This is a genomic window from Methanocella arvoryzae MRE50 (genome assembly GCF_000063445.1).
In the GTDB taxonomy this organism is placed as follows: domain Archaea; phylum Halobacteriota; class Methanocellia; order Methanocellales; family Methanocellaceae; genus Methanocella_A; species Methanocella_A arvoryzae.
On record NC_009464.1, the window covers coordinates 2,270,735 to 2,287,804 of the forward strand.

Genomic DNA, 17,070 nt, shown 5'->3' on the forward strand with positions numbered 1-17,070 from the left:
AATAAAATTCGACAATAATTGATGTTGTGATAAATATAATCTATTCGCCCATGTCTCAGAAATAGTCAGTCAGCTTCCGCTGCTGCCTCATATACTTGTACAAATTGCTGGCTCCTGTCCAGGCCTTGATCGGGGAGTAAAGCAGGCCCGCTATGGCAGTGGTCGCCTTCTCCAGCGTGTCGAACTTCTGGGGTACTGTGATCAGCGCCTCTTTTGTCAGTTCTCTGAATCGCCACACGCCTAAGGGTATCCAGTCGTTCTTGACCTCCATAAACACGATAGCGCCGGCCTGCCTGCCGATCCTGTCCAGGTGCTCCAGCACCGGTGCCCGGGCCGCGTAGTAGGCGCCGGCGATGTTGGACGCATAGCTCTTCCGCCCGTCGTACAGCTCAAAGTCGGCGTCACACCGGTAATTCGGAGCGCTGAGGTGCCACAGTTCCAGCCCTTCGAACATCCACGGCGTGGGGGTAAGCAGGACTACGACGTTGTTCGCCAGCGCCTCGGCTCTGAACACCATGTACTCGTCAATGGTCGGGTAGTATCGGACACGATCGACGAGCGCTTTGCCAATAATATCGTCCACCGCTGTGATGCTCCATCCTGTGGGGACCAGCCTTCTGTCTGACTTCACCCCAAGCAACCCTACAGAGAACAGCCTGGTGATCTGACGCTGGGATATTCCCGCTTCATGAAGTTCCGCTATCCCCGGGGCAGCCCTGTAGTCCGTATCTGAGACTACCTTATCCACCTTGCGGGGCACGGATGGATTGTCTATCACTGTGAACTGTTTCAGGTCAGCCGAAGGCCCGCTGGGAGCCTCCCTCATCGAGAACGATACACGGGTATCGGGTTTTTTCTCGAACGAGGCCTCCGTGTCGACGGGCTTGTCCGAGAGCACGATCTCCTGGATCTTCTCCAGCATGCCCCGCGGGTCGGCCGCACTATGGATATTCATGAGCGACTTACTCCTGATCAGCTGAAACCGGTTGCTCAGGATCTGGTCGAACGAGTCTCCCAGCCACTCTTCCGAGTCCATGTGCATGGTATCGCCAGACACCGGGGGGATCAGCGGGCCAGCCAGCACCTTGGGATACCCATAGCTGCCGATGAACACGCCCGGCGGGGCAGACCCCGCTATGTCGCTCTTCTCCAGCGACTTCAGGTCCATGAAAGTCCTCGCCTTGATCAGGATCGGGCAGACCTTCTTGCCGCAGAGGCCCATAAAACCCCTGCACCTGGCGCACAGCGACTCTCTGCCGGCCTCCCTGTACTCAGCCTTAAACGTGACCTGCTTCTGCACAGGAAAACCTAAGCGGGGCTATTCAATAAGAGTTGCGCGTGCGGGGCGAAAATAATGTAAAAAAGAGGCAGCCTCCCGAGACAGGCTGCCGGGTTACTCAGGCCTACTTACTTCGTGTAGTAGGTCAGGTTGATGTTGTTGTACAGCTGGTACTGGCTGATCTTGCCGTCGAAGTAGTCCATTACCGGCGCCGCTCTGGCGTCGATGGTGTAGTAGTCGTTGAACCCTTCTGCCGGCGGTATCAGGGAGATGTAGAACTTGTCGTAGTCACCGTAGCTGCCAGCGCAGGCCCTGAGGGCCGCTTCGATTTCATTGTAGATGTCCTCGGCTGTGGCGTTCCGTTTGAGGGCCATGACGACGCTGACGACCCTCTCGTCCGCAATGGTGCCTTCCTGTAGACTGATCGGGCGCAGGTAGCCGCTCTGGTTCAGCGTCTCGACGAAGAACTGAGTCCTGCTCGCAGGCTCAGTGAAACTGCCTTTGCGGCCCTCACCATTGTAGATGTTCTTACTGATTTTCAGGCTGCTGTTATTCGGGTGCAGACTCTCGGTCTCGGGGGTGACCAGCAGGGCTTTTTGTGCCAGTTCAGTCTTCGTTATGTCTCCAAGGAGGTACTGGTCGACCATAGTACGCTCTAAAGCGTAAATGTCGACTTTAAAAGTCTGCTCGTTGATCAGCTGCGAGGTATCTACGACGCCCACCATCAGCGGATCTTTGGTGTCGAAAACCTCGTGCACAGAGGTAAAGCCGGCGGCCAGCAGGTCGGATATGTCGTTCTGGCCGTACTGTTTGTATACATAAACCAACGCGGTCTCTTCGCCCATGATCATCTGGGTGGCCCCGCCGCCGAACTTGTGGCCGGTGCCCAGGACCTTGTCTTTCAACAGGGAGAACTTTTCCAGCACGTCTGTCGTAGTGGGAGTCTTTTCTGGCGGGGGTGTGGCGGTAGGCAGCGCCGACGTGGTTACCCCCGTGGTGTTGCCTGAACTCTGCTGTGAGGGCGCCAGCATATTCAGCGCTGCGAACACTGAGGCGCCAATTAGTATCAAGCCGATTCCAATGGCAAGTAACGCGTTTCTTTTCATAGTGTAACCTCTTCAACCATTGTATGATATAAAAACCAAATATATAAATGTGCGGGCTTTTGGTGTGCAAAAAGGCGGAAATCTGCCGCAAGCACCACATAATCGGGCACAGGCAGGCAAACGGTGACCCTGTCAGCTCTGCCGATATCGCGGCCGGCCGATGGAAATGTATTTTAACGACCATGTTAATATGACAGAAGAACACGCTCCGGCAACTAAGCCGGAAAGAGGGTATTATGTGTCTTGCTGTTGTGGCTCAGCTGAAAGAGATTAAGGAAAACGTCGCCGTTGCCGATTTCGGCGGCCTGACCCAGGAGATCCGCCTCGACCTCATCGAGGAGCCGAAGGTCGACGACTGGGTTCTGGTACACACCGGATTCGCCATCCAGCGGATCGACGAGAAAGAAGCGCTGGAAATGATCAAGATCATGAACGAGATCGCCGAGATCAACGAGGCGGCCTGAACTTATTATGCACGAGCTAAGTATCGCCACCGACCTGATCAACACTGCGTTAGAGACCGCGAAGCAGAACAACGCCCGCGAAGTCATCAGCATCACGGTGGAGATCGGCGAGCTGGCGCTGATTAACCCGGAGCAGCTTCAGTTCATGTACCAGGTGCTGACTGAGGAAAACCTGCTCAAGGGCTCGGAGCTGATCATCATCAACGTGCCGGCGGTGGCCGAATGCCAGTGCGGCTACAAAGGCCCCGTGCCGGACAAGACCACGTGTGCCTGCCCGAACTGCGGCCTCACCATGAGGGCCGTCGAAGGCCGGGACATCTGTTTAAAGACCATGGAGATCGAGGTATGACCTCAGCAGAGAAAGTAAGCCTCATTCATGGGGCTGGCGGCGAAATGATGCAGTCCCTCATCGGCAGCGTCTTCGCCGGCATCAGGAACAACAACGCCGGAGGCATCGGCCTGGAAGCGCTGGACGACGGCGCCGCCATACCGTTCGGCGACAAGTACATCGTTTTAACCACTGACAACCACGTCATCAAGCCCGTCTTCTTCCCGGGCGGCGACATCGGCCGCCTCTCTATCTCGGGCACCGTCAACGACCTCGCTATGATGGGCGCTAAGCCCATAGCGCTGACGAACGGAGTAGTCATACCGGAAGGCTTCCCCATCGACGACCTGAAGACGATCGTCCGATCGGTCGACGAAGCGCTCGCAGAGGTAGGCGCCGCCATCGTCACCGGAGACACAAAAGTGCTCCCCAAAGAGGCGCTCGACAGCATCATCATCAACACTTCGGGCATCGGCATCACCGACCGCCCCATCCGGGACTCCGGCCTCAACCCCGGCAACAAGATCATCGTAACTGGCACCATCGGAGATCACGGCATCTCCCTGATCGCCCACCGCGAAGGCTTCAAGTTCGGCTCTGAGCTGAAGTCGGACTGCGCCCCCATATGGAAGACTATAGAGGCAGCCCTGAAAGTCGGCGGCATCACCGCCATGAAAGACCCGACCAGGGGAGGCGTCGCCAACGTCTTAAATGAAATGGCGAAGAAGAGCCACGTCTCCATCCACGTGCAGGAAGACCTGCTGCCAGTAAGAAGGGATGTAAGGGCAGCCGCAGACATGCTCGGCATCGACCCGCTGGAAGTCGCCAACGAAGGCAAAGCCGTGATCGGCGTCGAAGCCGGCATGGCCGACGTAGTGCTCGCCGCCATCCGGAAGACGAAGTACGGCAAAGACGCGGTGATCATAGGCGAGGCCAGAGAAGGCAGCGGCGTGATCATGCACACCAAGATCGGCGGCCAGCGCTTCATCGAGCCGCCCCTCGGCGACCCAGTACCACGGGTCTGCTGAGGCTCTAATTTTTTCTTCTTTATTGACCACAGAGGCACAGAGTGCCACAGAGACTCACAGAGAGACGGCTCACCACAGAGACACAGAGACGCACAGAGACTTTTTTAATAAGTGATTGCTATCAGATGATCTATATAAATATCTCTGTGGTTCTCTGTGCCTCTATGGTAAACCGTTCTCTGTGAGTCTCTGCGGTAACCAGTACTCTGTGAGCCTCTGTGGTTAATAAAAGACCGTATTACTATCACACTCTGAGCGGTAATCTCGGTTGTTATTCAATCAGCTCTATCAGCGGTTCTGCATTTGCAGTTATTTTCACCTCTGTGGTCGTTTAGAAAAACCTTATTATACCATTATACCAATCTCCTGTCACTCAAATTTCCCGGGGCTAAAAATGATAGACGTCATCATTCTCGCGATCTGGCTGATGATTCCGGCCGGGCTTGCCAACCCGTTTGCCGCGCTGTTCGGCGGCGGCACTCCGATCGACTTCGGGAAGAACTTCAAGGATAACAGGCGGATCCTGGGAGATGGCAAGACTTACCGGGGCCTCATCTTCGGATCGCTCTGCGGCACGCTCATCGGACTCTTACAAATATTGCTGGCCCCGCACATTGCCCCGTACCTGGCCGGCTTTATCGACCCCTCGCTGCTCGTGGGGTACTCTTATATCGCGCTGATCACGATGCCGTTCGGCGCCCTGCTGGGAGACATCGTCAAAAGCTTCTTCAAACGCCGCCTCGGCTTCGAGCGCGGCGCCATGCTCCCCATCGCAGACCAGCTCGACTTCGTGGCCGGAGCCTGGGTTTTGACATTCCTCCTGGACCCTGAGTGGCTGCTGGCCAATTTCACCATCTGGGTCGCGATTGCGGTCATCCTCATCATCCCTGTATTCCACGTAGCTTTCAACATCGCAGGGTATAAACTCGGGAAGAAAGACGTGCCCTGGTGAGAGGGACATACAGAAAAATTTTTACTCGGAGTGCACAGAGACGCACAGAGATTTTTCAATAGATAATTTGGTAGCGACCATTTATAAAGTAAGCCTCTGTGCGTCTCTGTGTCTCTGTGGTGACTATCTCTGTGAATCTCTGTGCGTCTCTGTGCCTCTGTGGTCAATAGTCGCCGTGTCTGCCGCCGTTGTCCATTCCTCAGTTCTAAAGCTGTCAAAAGTTTGATATACAGGGATACTGCTTTCTACTCTCGCTCAAAATAATCGAGGTTATTTTTATGGACACAGAGCTCGTGGAAATGCTGAAGCAGACTGGAGCGGTGAAGTTCGGGGACTTCACGCTGTCGTCGGGCAGGAAGAGCACCTATTACGTGGATAAGTACATCTTTGAGACTAACCCTGTGTGCCTGTCGGTGATCGGGGATCGTATCGCGAAGCTTATACCCGCAGGTACCCGGCGGCTGGCGGGCATCGAGATCGGTTCCATTCCCCTGGCTGCCGTGGCCAGCGTTAAAAGCGGGATGCCGTTCGTCGTGGTCAGGAAGGCTACCAAGGGCTACGGGACTAACAAGCTGATCGAGGGCGTCTGGCAGAAGGGCGAGAAGGTCTTCGTGGTCGAAGACGTGGTGACTACTGCAAGGGGAGCGCTCGGCGCGATTCACACGCTCCGGGAAGCCGGGCTGGCGGTCGACGAGATGGTCTGCGTCGTGGATCGGGAAGAGGGCGGCCGGGAGAGCCTGGAGCAAGAGGGCGTCAAAGTCCGATCACTTGTCAAGTCCAGCGAACTGCTCGGTTACAAGCCTTGAATTGACAGTTTTGATGACCCGGGTCACGAACGGTATGATATCCGGCGTGACCTGCATGATTTTTTGCTCTTTTGATAAATAGACCTTTTACTTTCACAGGCAGATGATCTGTCGAGGTGTGATGTGAGTATGACTCTGACTTTACCGTTCCTGCCCTGTCTGGCAGTGTTTAATCCACTGTCCAGCATAGTATCGACGCTGGCCTTCGGCAGCTTTGGCTTCTACACTGGCTTTCTGCCGCCGCTGGGATGGACTTGAGGGCTGACAGGCTGCGGCTCAGTATTTTTTCGCAGCGGCTTTGTAATAGTCAACCAGATCTCTGCCCCACTTTAACGTGGCTGGATCGTGGCCGACTATATTACTTTGAGTATCGAATGTGCCATCGATAAAGTATGTCGAAAAGTACAGGGTAGAATCCGTCAATATCAACGGTGTCTTAATATCGCCGTCGAACACATAATCATGATAGTTGGAACACTCATAGAACTCTTTTAAGATCTTATTATGATCGTTCATCATCTTCTCGACGACCCGATCTGTCAGGACCATCTCTACAGGGGTCCCGCTTTTAGCTTTCTTAAGGATTGTGTCAACAATCTCATCATCGTAGATCGATGACAGTCCCGATATCTCATTTGCCTCCCTGATAATCTTCAACAGCATTTTTGTAGTTCGGTTCATATCCTCAGTATCATCCTTAATGTACTCGGCAGTATGCAGTTCCCCGATCCGCCGCCTGAATTCTTCAGGAATGCACCCGATATCGTGCAACCTCCAGAAGCTGCCCAGCCGGTCGAACACTTCGGCTGTGTTGGCCAGCGGACAGTAGTTATTAAGTATAATAGATCCCTGTATTGTCAGGGCGAATGTCTTTTTCTCAGCCGTAATCAGATCGTACTCCAGCAGCTCTCTGAGTCTTGTGGACAGCTGAGAGGGGCCCACGCCTAAGTGGTCTCTTAGTTCTGAGTGCGTTTTCGGTCCGCTTTCAAGATAAATCAGGATATCTCGCCTCAACTTCGAAGAGGCAAGCAAACTGAGAAGATCGCTATCCCTCATGTACTTACTTTCCCACCAATTAATCGAAAACATTTTATTGTGATATATATTTTACTATTCATAGAGAGATTTACAAAACTACATAAATATTATAATCTCTTTATCGCCTCTCCCGGAGCATTTTAAACCTGTATCTGATCAAGCCGTTGGGCGTGTGGCACTTGCCGAATGCTGCGCTGTGCTGGTTGGCACAATTATACGGATACGCAAAAACAGTTATCTATATAAAGAATAGCACATCCCGGCGTTCGTCTTGCAGTCTCACCGCAGAAAAGATCAGAATAACTATACAATTTTCTGCATATTACCTGATCGAAGCCCATATCTGCAAGCCTATAAAGTTATTACCGATCACAGCGATATGCACTTGGCTGATCATTAATGAAAGTGCTTGTCATTGGCTCGGGCGGCAGGGAACACGCTATTGTAGAAGCGCTCGCGAGAAGCGAGTACCATCCGAAAATCTACGCAGTAATGGGTAATGCCAACCCTGGCATCAGGCGCCGGGCGGAGGACTACCTGCTGGAAAAAGAGACGAACGTGCCTGCGATCGTCCAGTACGCGCAGGACTGTAACGTCGACATGGCTATCATTGGGCCGGAGTCGCCTCTGGCTGCCGGGCTGGCCGACGAGCTGGAGCTGAATGGCATTCCCGTGGTAGGCCCCCGGAAAGATGCGGCCAGGATCGAGTTCGACAAGGCCTGGACCCGGGAGTTCATGGCCCGCAACAATATAAAAGGCCTGCCGAAGTTCAAGGTTTACGATGATTATGATGACGCCTGCAGGTACCTTGAGGACAACCCCGACGTCGTGGTAAAGCCTGCCGGGCTGACCGGCGGCAAGGGCGTCAAGGTCATGGGCGAGCACATGCACACCCTCGAAGAGGCCCGGGAATACGTGAAATCAGTGCTCGAGCACGACCGCGTCGTCATTGAAGAGCGGCTGAAGGGCGAAGAAGTGACGATCATGGCTTTCGTGGACGGAAAACACGTCGCCCCGATGCCTACCGTTCAGGATCACAAGCGAGCCTACGAGGACGATCAGGGCCCGAATACCGGCGGCATGGGCTCTTACACCGACAATATTGATCTGCTGCCCTTCATGACTTTGGACGATTACAATGAAGGCGTGGCGATCATGGAGCAGACGGTCAAAGCCATGGAGAAAGACGTCGGAGTCCCGTATAAAGGCGTCCTCTACGGGCAGTTCATGATCACCAGAGACGGCATGAAGGTAGTCGAGTTTAACGCGAGGTTCGGCGACCCTGAGGCGATGAACGTGCTTTCCCTCCTGAAGACCGATTTTGTCGATATTTGCGAGGCAATCGTGGACGGCAGCCTGGACAAACTCAAGATCGAGTTCGAGCGCAGCGCTACGGTCTGTAAGTACGTCGTACCTGCCGGATACCCCGATAACCCTGTGAAAGACGCTCCTCTCACGGTAGTTGAAAAGCCGGAGTACCTCGTCTACTACGCGAGCGTCAACGAAAGGGATGGTAAAGTGTATACCACTTCGTCCCGCTCTCTTGCCATTGTGGGTGTGGCCGACACTATCGCCGACGCCGAAATCCTGTCTGAGGAAGGCCTCTCGAACGTGCAGGGCGAGTTCCACTGCCGGCATGACATCGGCAAAGAACGCCTTATACGCAAGCGTATCGAGCATATGGATGCTATCCGGGGATAGGCGGACTCCAGTCCCGGGTATTTCTATATTAAATTATTTATGGCATAGGATGAAATTTATCATGAAATGGAATCCCTGCAGTTTTCCGGCGCCAGAGACAGCCTTGTCAATGCTATAGAGCACCTGCCTGAAGCCTTCCTGTTTTTCAGTACCACGGGCGCCATCCTGTACGCTAACGCCCGTGCGAGAGAACTGCTGGAGGAGAATGAAAATCCCTCTACCGTTAATGCTATTCTTGGGCTGCAGACTGATGAGGTATCCCCGTCGGTCAAAAGTGAGGATTCGGGAGGCATAACGCTTAAAAGCGCCCTCAAAGAGCCGGAAACTGGCAGGCAGATCTATCTAAACCTGTTGAACACGCCAGCGGGTGCTGTAATGATCTCGAACTATTCCACCACTCGTGAAGAGCGCGAGGATGCAAAAATTATTGAGTGCAACGAGCTGCTGAAGCTGACTAACTATGTCCAGAGCCAGATCACCCGGTCTATGAATATCGACGAGACCCTGGACGCTGTGGTCAAAAACGTCCCCAGAATGGTGGGGCTGGAAAACTGCATCATCTTCATGATAGAGGACGGGGAGATCGTCGAGATCAAGACTACCGAAGGCATCAGGAACCGGCTCCGCGGAATGCGGATCAGGATGGAAGATCTGATCGCCACTAAAGAGGCGGTGGACAAATCTCAGCCCATCGTGGTCGAGGACGTAGCCCAGTACAAGAGACTGTCAAGCAAGATGGTCGATCTGCTCGCGCCCACCACCGGCCTTATCCTGCCTCTCGCTGCCCGGGGGAAGGTCATCGGCGTGATGTGGCTGTATAACACGAAAAAGCCCAGAAGGTATAGCGCTGACGATATTTCACGGGCGAACGCCCTGTCCAACCAGGTGGCCACTGCCGTCGATAACGCCATGCTTTTCGATGAGCTCTCCCAGGCCAAGAGTGAGCTCGAGATATCCTACGAGAGGCTGAAAAGCCTGGACCGGATGAAGATGGAGTTTTTCACCCTGATCTCCCACGAGCTGCGCACCCCGCTCACCACTATCAAGGGCTATGCTGAGCTGCTGAAGGATGGTACGCTGGGCCCCGTCAACGATGAGCAGCGCGACCGGCTCAGCAGGATCGATGCAAGCGTAGACCGTCTTACCGGCATAGTCGAGAGCCTGTCTGACCTGTCCGGCGTGGCATCCAGACAGTACGCGGGCGAAAAGATCCCGGTATCGCTGAACGAGCTTATCGAGGAAGTTGTCCGGGGGATCGATTTTCTGGCAGACCTGAAAAAGCTGAAGATCACTCTGGACGTGCCCTTAACGCTCCCCATGATCAGTGCAGATCGCAGCCGGATTCAGCAGGTGCTGCTCAACGTCCTCAACAACGCGATCAAGTACACGCCTGACGGCGGCCAGATCAGCATCTCAGTAAGAGACGAGTGCGACCACTTACTGATAGCCGTACGAGATACGGGCATAGGCATCCCTAAGGAGGATATCGAGAACATTTTCTCCGGCTTCTACCACTCCGGCTACAAACTCTCCTACGAGTATAAAGGGGCAGGCCTCGGCCTCGCCATCTCCCGGAAGATAGTCGAGAGCCACGGGGGCAAAATCTGGGCGGATAGCGAACCGGGCAAAGGCAGCACCTTCTTCATCTCACTGCCCAAGCAATCATCATAAGGCCCGCATTTCACGCTTCGATGGCTTACCACATCCAGTTCTGCGCAGATTCATGATCAGCTATAAAGCCAGCCCTGCCCATGATATTTTGATGGCGGAGCATTGCATCATCAATATTTCGAGGTTTCGGGCAGTCTTGTTCGACATGGACGGGGTGATCACGGACACGATGCCTGTCCACCTGAAAGCCTGGCAGGAAGCGTTCAAGCCTTACGGCGTGACCGTGGAGAAGATGGACGTGTACTTAAGGGAAGGCATGACGTCTAAGACTATGGCCGAAAGCATAGCGGGCGAAAAGCAAAAGTCCCTGACCGCCGAAGAGCTCGAAAAGATCGTGGCGGCCAAGTCAGCCTTTTTTGACAGGGAGGTATCGGCGCACGTCAAAGTGTTCGAGGGCGTGCCCGGCATTTTGCGCATGATCCGCAACAATGGCATAAAAACAGCCCTCGTCACAGGCAGCCGCGCCCAGTCTGTGAAGGCGGTCCTGCACAAAGCGGGGATAGAGGACCTATTTGACCTCATCATCACTGGCGACGATACGAAAACAGGCAAGCCGAGCCCAGATCCGTACCTGACCGCCATGCGCAGACTGGGCATCAGCCGGATCAACTGCGTCGTGGTGGAGAACGCCCCGCTCGGCATTCAGTCCGCAAAAGCCGCCGGCGCCGAATACGTGATCGCCGTGACCACCTCCCTCGACGCGTCTTACCTCAAAGACGCCGACGACGTCATGGCCTCCGTCGCCGAGCTCGAAACCTGCCTCGCCAGACGCTTCGCCGCCCTGCCCGGGCCAGCAAGCCCGTAAACAGGGAACTTCAGGGCGTATTACCTTATGCCATATAGGTTCACCGGGTACTGTTTTACCACAGAGGCACAGAGACGCACAGAGGTTCACAGAGATTTGGTTTACCACAGAGGCACAGAGACGCAGAGAGGGTTATACTCTAACTGATTATATATGATGTACTATCCACAGATCTATATACTTCTCTGTGAGTCTCTGTGTTTCTCTGTGCCTCTGTGGTAAACAGTACTCTGTGAACCTCTGTGTTACTCTGTGCCTCTGTGGTTAATAGTTCTCTGCGTTCTCTATGTTAAGCATAGCACCACTAGGAACTACATCTCCCTGAGCTCGGGATATTTCTCCGTATAGGTTTCGCGGAAGCGCTTCGCCTCGGCGCAATCTGTTTTGCTGAGGATCCTGTTGATGTGCCAGTAGGCGAACCGGATGCCGGCCCAGTATTCTGCGTTTTCCGAACTGGTCATGCAGGCGCGAAGGGTATGTAGTGCGTGGGCGTAGTCGCCTGCTCTGGCCTGGGCGAGCCCGAGGTTGCCGAGCAGATCTGCCACGGATCTGTAGTCGCCGCGCTCGGAAGCAGTGTTCAGCGCTCTCCTGTAGTACTCGACAGCTTTGCCGGGATCATTGCCAGGCCCCCGGATGGCGCTGCGGTAGCTGCTGACAAGCAGCATACACTGACTGGTACGTGCTCCCCTCAGACTGACCGCGAGTTCCTCAACGGTCTGGAACTCCTGATCAGCTCTGGCTTCGTCACCTATCTGCATGGCGCACGAGCCGATGCTGTTGTGGATGGTGGCCAGATCCCCGGGATCGCTTACGTAACTGACTGCCTTCTCGAAGCTGGCCATGGCGTTGACGTACTCGCCTTTCTCGTACAGCACCACTCCCGCGTAATACTCGGCCATACCTTTGAGCCTCGCTGAAATCCCGGGCACTTCGGCGCTTTCTCTCAGGGCTCTGGCGGCGAGGTCGTAGTCGCCATCCATTGTGGCTATACACCCCTTGACCATACCTATATGAGCTCTCTCTTCCGGGCTGGCGGCGCTCTTCAGGGCGGCGATAGCATACGCTTCGGCAATGCCCGGCCTGCCCGCGCGCACATAGTTCAGCGCCATGATCGCATTGTACAGGTATTGTAGCGCCCGGCAGGCCCCGGCCGGGGTTGTGTCGGAGAGCATGGCAGCTGTCTGCTGCGAAGGGCTGAGGTTGAACAGAATGATGCCCAGGCTTACGATCAGGTCACGCTCGCAGGGATCGTTCAGCGTGCAGGCAGTTTTTAGCCTGCGGATCATTTTCTGCAGCCATGCTGCTTCTCTGTCCCTCCTGTCCGTATCAAGGTATCGCAGGTAACCGGGAGCGCTGGATAGCTTATCTATCGTGCCTCTCAGGCGGCTGGCTTCCTGCCCTGAGAGTAAGCCTCGGTTTCTGAACTCCCAGATTAGCCATGACATGTAATCGGCCAGCGCTTCTGGCGGCTGCAAACCTGCCAGTTCGCCAATGCCGGGCTCGCCGAACTTCCTCCTGGGCAGCCTGACCAGCTTTGGAGCAATGGCATCTTCGATTCGCCGGTCCAGCGCCTGCAGGAACCTGGCGAAGCCGGAGTCAAACGTGCCTGCATCCGGCAACATGCCTGGCCTCCGGCTAAGCATCTCGTACACGTACCTTGAATATGTAACAGTCCCTTCCTCACCGGAATCTGCCCGCAGGGTGTCATGGGTGGCTATAAGTGAGACCATCGCCTCGATCTGCTCCTCATTCAGAATCCCGCCGAAACTTTCCCCGGCTGACCGGAGAAGGATTAACTGCAGCACGTCGTCGGCCAGCCCGTCGGTCCTGCTGTGCTGGGCGCCGCTGCTGCTCAGCAAAAGCTCAAGAAAACGTCTCGACGGCACTATACCTACCCTGTACGGAAATACGTCCGTCCGGGGTTGAGGTTTGCGGCCGGTTTCAGCGATTTCGGCTGGCGTCGACGGCTCCTGCGCTCACGGGATTGATCAGTCCGCCCGAGATCATCTGATCCACTATCACGAGGGCGACCATAGCTTCGGCGACCGGCACCGCCCTGGGCACGATCGACGGGTCGTGGCGGCCTGTGATCTCTATGATCGTCTCGGCTCCTGTCTCCAGGTTAACCGTGCGCTGGGGCCGGGATATTGACGGAGTAGGCTTGATGGCAGCCCGGCAGACGATCGGCATGCCCGTGCTGATGCCCCCGAGAATGCCGCCGCACCTGTTGGTCTTAGTCCTGACCTTGCCATCCTCAGTACAGAACTCATCGTTCATCTCGCTGCCCCGCATTCCGGCAGATGCGATTCCGGCGCCTATCTCCACAGCCTTTACCCCGCCGATGCCCATCAGTGCGTAAGCGAGACAGGCGTCGAGCTTGTCAAAGGCCGGAGTTCCTACCCCTGCAGGGACGCCAGTGGCCACGATCTCGACGATGCCCCCGACGCTGTCCGACGCCTCCCGGGCGGCCGAGACTTCGCGGAGCATGGCGTCTGCCGCTGAAAGATCGGCACATCTTACCGGGTTCTTCCAAACGTTGGCCTTGATCTCCTCAATAGTGGCAGGTTTCGCCCTGACGTTGCCGATCGCGACTGTGTGAGCGTGGACTTCTACGCCGTAGAGCGATAACAGCTTTTTAGCCACGGCGCCGCCGGCGACCCTTGACAGTGTCTCCCTGCCCGAAGAGCGGCCTCCTCCGCGGTAGTCCCGCATGCCATACTTTTCCATGTACCCGAAATCGGCATGGCCGGGCCTCGCAATATTCCTGATATTCTCATACGCTGCAGATCTGGCGTCCGCGTTGCGGACGAGCATGGCGATCGGAGTGCCGGTCGTCAGCCCTTCGAATACGCCCGACAGTATTTCCACCATGTCTGCCTCTTTGCGCTGGGTGGTGACTTCGCTCTGGCCCGGTTTTCGTTTGTCTAGCTCAGCCTGGACGTCCGCCTCAGTCAGGGGCAGCCCTGCAGGGCATCCGTCAATAACGACGCCCAGCCCTGGGCCGTGGCTCTCCCCAAACGTGGTGATCCTGAAAGCGTTTCCAAAGGTGTTCCCGGTCATACTTCTACCTTCGCCCCGAGCTTCCCGAGATCGGCGAAAAACGCCGGGTAGGATATGTCCACTGATTCTGCGGTGCTGATCGTCGTCTGGCCGTCGGCTGCGAGACCTGCCACTGCCAGTGCCATGACAATCCTGTGATCATCATGGCCGTCTACAGTAGCTCCGGTGAGCCTGCCGCCCTCGATGTCGAGCCCGTCCTGCCTCTCCTCGATCTGCACGCCCATCTTCCGCAACTCCGTGGCCATAGCCCGAAGCCTGTCTGTCTCCTTATATCGTACGTGCTCAGCGTTGTTGATATGGGTGGTGCCCTCGGCGCACGCGGCCAGCACTGCCAGCGTGGGCACCAGGTCAGGCGTCTGCCCGGCGTCGATGTCGATGCCGTGCAGGCGGCCGCCTTCTACCGTAACCGTGCCCATTTCCTCATCCCAGAAGACGTTGGCACCCATGTCCAGCAGGTGTTCGAGAATGGCAGCGTCTCCCTGCTTTGACGGGAACAGGTTACCCACAGTCACCCTCGAGCCGGTGACCGCCGCCGCAGCCAGCGGGTACGAGGCGGAAGAAAAGTCCCCTGGCACCCTGTATTCGCCGAGGTTGTAGTCCTGGCAGCACTGGATGCGGAACTCCTCGAAGTTGGTCTCTATCCTGCAGCCGGCCTTCTCCAGCATCTCCAGAGTAACTTCTACGTAGGGCTTCGATTTCAGTTCTCCCTCTATCAGGATTGTAGTGTCATTCTTTGCGAAGGGACAGGAGATCAGCAGCGAGGATATGAACTGGGAGCTGATGCTGCCGTTAATGGAGATCCGGCCGCCTTTCATGACGCCGTGGATGATCAGCGGCGCGGTGCCTGTGCCCCGGGTAGAATAGCAGACCGCCCCGAGGTCGTTCAGCGCCTTAATCAACGGGCCGTTCGGCCGCTTGCGCAGAGAGCTGTCACCTGTGAACACAGTGGCGCCTTCCGCCAGCGCTGCGATGGACGAGCACAGCCTCAGCGTAGTACCGCTGTTCTTCGCATCGATCACGTCCTCCGGGACCCTGGGCTTGCCTATGACGCCTGCGATCTCCACGGTGTCCCCGGAGATCCTGATGTCCGCCCCGAAAGCCCTGCACGCGGAGACGGTGGCCAGCGTGTCGGCAGAGAGTAGCGGACCTGTGATCTTAGCATAGTGCCCCATGCTGCCGATGGCGATGGCACGGTGGGTGTAGCTCTTCGACGGCGGAGCATCCACGCTGCCCCAGACGTCGGACTTCGAAATCCTCGCGATCATCAGATTGTAAATGGAAAATACATCGTATATAATTTTATTTACCTTTACCATTTGGGGCCCCGCACCCCGATCGCCCCGGAACACCCACTTTTTGCCAGTATCCTGCACCTGCACGGTAACCTATTTCCCCCATGACAATATCTTAGTGTGCAATGCCACTGGTCCTTCCTGATCTGAGCAAAGTACCGATCACCGGTTTGAGCGGTATAGCGGCGATATTAGTCTTCTGCCTTTTCTCAGGCATCTCGATCGCCAGCTACCCTGGCGGCTTCACCCCGATAGACATGTGGCTGGGCGACTATGGCTTTCCGGATATAAACCCTGCGGGGGCCGCCTACTACAACCTGGGCTCAATGCTTACCGGGCTGCTGCTCATCGTGTTCTACACAGGACTGTACCAGCATAGTGTCGCAAGCCCTGCCCGCACTTCCCTCCGGACTGCGGGCCAGGCCGCAGGGGTATTCTCTGGCATATCGCTGTTTATCGCAGGGTACCTCACCCCGGCAGTCATGCCCGGCAACTTGATCGCATCCTACGCGTTCTTCGCGCTCACATTCCTGGCCATCATATTTTTGCACATGGCGTTCAGATCCCGGCCTTTCTATAGCGAGGCTACGGCATGCATGGGCCTGGCATCGGTAGCGCTGATCGTGCTCCTCGGAGTCACCCAGGCTTTGGCCAGCATAGAACCTATTGTAGCCGAATGGTGTGCCCTCTTTGCGTTGATCTCATGGATTGGGCTGACTTCAAGGGACTCCTATCGCAGAGCCCGGGGCAGATGCCACGATTGACTGGCATTAAGACAGGCCCATTTCCTCCGGCCACGGGTAACAGAAAACTTAATCATGCTGGTATCCTATCTTTTTCAGCTTGTGGTACGACGATCGGTAGAATAAATTTAAAGTCAGTCAGCGGGGTGGCAGGATACCTGAGCATCATCATATTCTGTCTCTTCAGCCTGCTATCCGTATACTTCATGTGGGACCGGTTCTCACCTTTCGACATGTGGATCGGAGACTTCGGCGACGATACTGAGAATCCTGCAGGCTACGTATTCTACAATACCGGATCAATGATCACCGGCATACTGCTCGCCCTGTTCTACCTTGGGCTGTCCGAGTGGCGGACCGATAGCCGGATCCGGAACTTTTCCCTGGGCGCGGGCATTTTGACAGGCGGCATCTCAGGCATTCTGATGTTCCTCGCGGGGTACGTATCGACGCACGAGCAGCCTCTGCACCTGCAACTCTCGGTGCTGTACTTCGCCTTATCCTTCTTCGCCATCATGTTCATCTGCCTCGCCCTGGCCGGTCTGCCACTATACGGTGAAGCAACACTCTGCATAGGCGTGACGACCCTGGCGCTGACACTGGTGCTGGCCTTTTCGTACCTGCTCGACATCGAGCCCATCATCGCCGAATGGTTCACGGGCTTCGCCCTGCTGACATGGATCGGGCTCACCGCCCGGGACTCTTTCACGCTGAGCAGAGAGAAAGACACAGTAAAACCTGCAGTATCGATGCAGGCATAGTAACCTTTATCCGATCGGCAGCCAAAGACTTCTCGG

General features: G+C 55.7%; 17 protein-coding genes. 11 read left to right on the forward strand and 6 right to left on the reverse strand.

What is annotated here, in order from left to right:
• Nucleotides 1–55: 55 nt before the first annotated feature.
• Together RCI_RS11220 and RCI_RS11225 are read right to left on the reverse strand one after the other, a co-directional pair.
• The gene (locus RCI_RS11220) at nucleotides 56–1,300 is read right to left on the reverse strand and encodes an Nre family DNA repair protein (protein ID WP_012036558.1); all 1,245 of its coding nucleotides are present in this window, start codon (nucleotides 1,298–1,300) and stop codon (nucleotides 56–58) included.
• Nucleotides 1,301–1,407: 107 nt separating this feature from the next.
• Nucleotides 1,408–2,385: a hypothetical protein gene (locus RCI_RS11225; RefSeq protein ID WP_012036559.1), complete on the reverse strand. Its 978-nt coding sequence runs from the start codon at nucleotides 2,383–2,385 to the stop codon at nucleotides 1,408–1,410.
• A gap of 236 nt (nucleotides 2,386–2,621) precedes the next feature.
• Between RCI_RS11225 and RCI_RS11230 the strand changes: the two genes are divergently transcribed.
• The 6 genes from RCI_RS11230 (at nucleotide 2,622) to RCI_RS17525 (ending at nucleotide 6,221) form a co-directional block, all read left to right on the forward strand.
• Nucleotides 2,622–2,849: a HypC/HybG/HupF family hydrogenase formation chaperone gene (locus tag RCI_RS11230; protein WP_012036560.1), complete on the forward strand. Its 228-nt coding sequence runs from the start codon at nucleotides 2,622–2,624 to the stop codon at nucleotides 2,847–2,849.
• Between the two features lie 7 nt (nucleotides 2,850–2,856).
• Nucleotides 2,857–3,198, forward strand: a complete 342-nt coding sequence (gene hypA, locus RCI_RS11235; RefSeq protein ID WP_012036561.1) for a hydrogenase maturation nickel metallochaperone HypA — start codon at nucleotides 2,857–2,859, stop codon at nucleotides 3,196–3,198.
• Nucleotides 3,195–4,205, forward strand: a complete 1,011-nt coding sequence (gene hypE / locus RCI_RS11240) for a hydrogenase expression/formation protein HypE (protein WP_012036562.1) — start codon at nucleotides 3,195–3,197, stop codon at nucleotides 4,203–4,205. The genes hypA and hypE overlap by 4 nt, the downstream gene beginning before the upstream one ends.
• Before the next feature lie 394 nt (nucleotides 4,206–4,599).
• A complete protein-coding gene (locus tag RCI_RS11245) occupies nucleotides 4,600–5,157 on the forward strand; it encodes a CDP-2,3-bis-(O-geranylgeranyl)-sn-glycerol synthase (RefSeq protein WP_081477334.1) in 558 nt (185 codons plus the stop codon).
• Between the two features lie 278 nt (nucleotides 5,158–5,435).
• On the forward strand, nucleotides 5,436–5,963 hold the full coding sequence (pyrE, locus tag RCI_RS11250; RefSeq protein WP_012036564.1) for an orotate phosphoribosyltransferase: 528 nt from the start codon (nucleotides 5,436–5,438) through the stop codon (nucleotides 5,961–5,963).
• A gap of 129 nt (nucleotides 5,964–6,092) precedes the next feature.
• Complete coding sequence (locus RCI_RS17525) at nucleotides 6,093–6,221, forward strand: hypothetical protein (RefSeq protein WP_269446474.1); 129 nt, start codon at nucleotides 6,093–6,095, stop codon at nucleotides 6,219–6,221.
• An 18-nt stretch (nucleotides 6,222–6,239) separates the two neighbouring features.
• Here the strand turns inward: RCI_RS17525 and RCI_RS11255 are convergent, their stop codons facing one another.
• Nucleotides 6,240–7,019, reverse strand: a complete 780-nt coding sequence (locus tag RCI_RS11255; RefSeq protein ID WP_012036565.1) for a helix-turn-helix transcriptional regulator — start codon at nucleotides 7,017–7,019, stop codon at nucleotides 6,240–6,242.
• Between the two features lie 381 nt (nucleotides 7,020–7,400).
• Here RCI_RS11255 and purD point away from each other — a divergent pair, with 381 nt between their 5' ends.
• The 3 genes from purD (at nucleotide 7,401) to RCI_RS11270 (ending at nucleotide 11,178) form a co-directional block, all read left to right on the forward strand.
• The gene (gene purD / locus RCI_RS11260; protein ID WP_012036566.1) at nucleotides 7,401–8,702 is read left to right on the forward strand and encodes a phosphoribosylamine--glycine ligase; all 1,302 of its coding nucleotides are present in this window, start codon (nucleotides 7,401–7,403) and stop codon (nucleotides 8,700–8,702) included.
• Nucleotides 8,703–8,768: 66 nt separating this feature from the next.
• Nucleotides 8,769–10,373, forward strand: coding sequence for a GAF domain-containing sensor histidine kinase (locus RCI_RS15895; RefSeq protein ID WP_012036567.1), 1,605 nt, complete (start codon nucleotides 8,769–8,771; stop codon nucleotides 10,371–10,373).
• Nucleotides 10,374–10,464: 91 nt separating this feature from the next.
• A complete protein-coding gene (locus RCI_RS11270; protein WP_012036568.1) occupies nucleotides 10,465–11,178 on the forward strand; it encodes an HAD family hydrolase in 714 nt (237 codons plus the stop codon).
• A 311-nt stretch (nucleotides 11,179–11,489) separates the two neighbouring features.
• Here the strand turns inward: RCI_RS11270 and RCI_RS11275 are convergent, their stop codons facing one another.
• The 3 genes from RCI_RS11275 to aroA all read right to left on the reverse strand — a co-directional run bounded on the left by RCI_RS11275 (nucleotide 11,490) and on the right by aroA (nucleotide 15,503).
• The gene (locus tag RCI_RS11275; RefSeq protein WP_048198508.1) at nucleotides 11,490–13,037 is read right to left on the reverse strand and encodes a tetratricopeptide repeat protein; all 1,548 of its coding nucleotides are present in this window, start codon (nucleotides 13,035–13,037) and stop codon (nucleotides 11,490–11,492) included.
• An 82-nt stretch (nucleotides 13,038–13,119) separates the two neighbouring features.
• A complete protein-coding gene (gene aroC, locus RCI_RS11280; protein ID WP_012036570.1) occupies nucleotides 13,120–14,238 on the reverse strand; it encodes a chorismate synthase in 1,119 nt (372 codons plus the stop codon).
• A complete protein-coding gene (gene aroA, locus RCI_RS11285) occupies nucleotides 14,235–15,503 on the reverse strand; it encodes a 3-phosphoshikimate 1-carboxyvinyltransferase (RefSeq protein ID WP_012036571.1) in 1,269 nt (422 codons plus the stop codon). Before aroA ends, aroC begins: the two co-directional genes overlap by 4 nt.
• Before the next feature lie 152 nt (nucleotides 15,504–15,655).
• On the opposite strand from aroA, the gene RCI_RS11290 reads away from it, so the two are divergent.
• Nucleotides 15,656–16,294 carry a hypothetical protein gene (locus tag RCI_RS11290; RefSeq protein WP_012036572.1) on the forward strand — a complete coding sequence of 213 codons (639 nt, stop codon included), beginning with the start codon at nucleotides 15,656–15,658 and terminating at the stop codon, nucleotides 16,292–16,294.
• A 125-nt stretch (nucleotides 16,295–16,419) separates the two neighbouring features.
• On the forward strand, nucleotides 16,420–17,034 hold the full coding sequence (locus tag RCI_RS11295; protein ID WP_048198510.1) for a DUF998 domain-containing protein: 615 nt from the start codon (nucleotides 16,420–16,422) through the stop codon (nucleotides 17,032–17,034).
• Nucleotides 17,035–17,070: the final 36 nt, after the last annotated feature.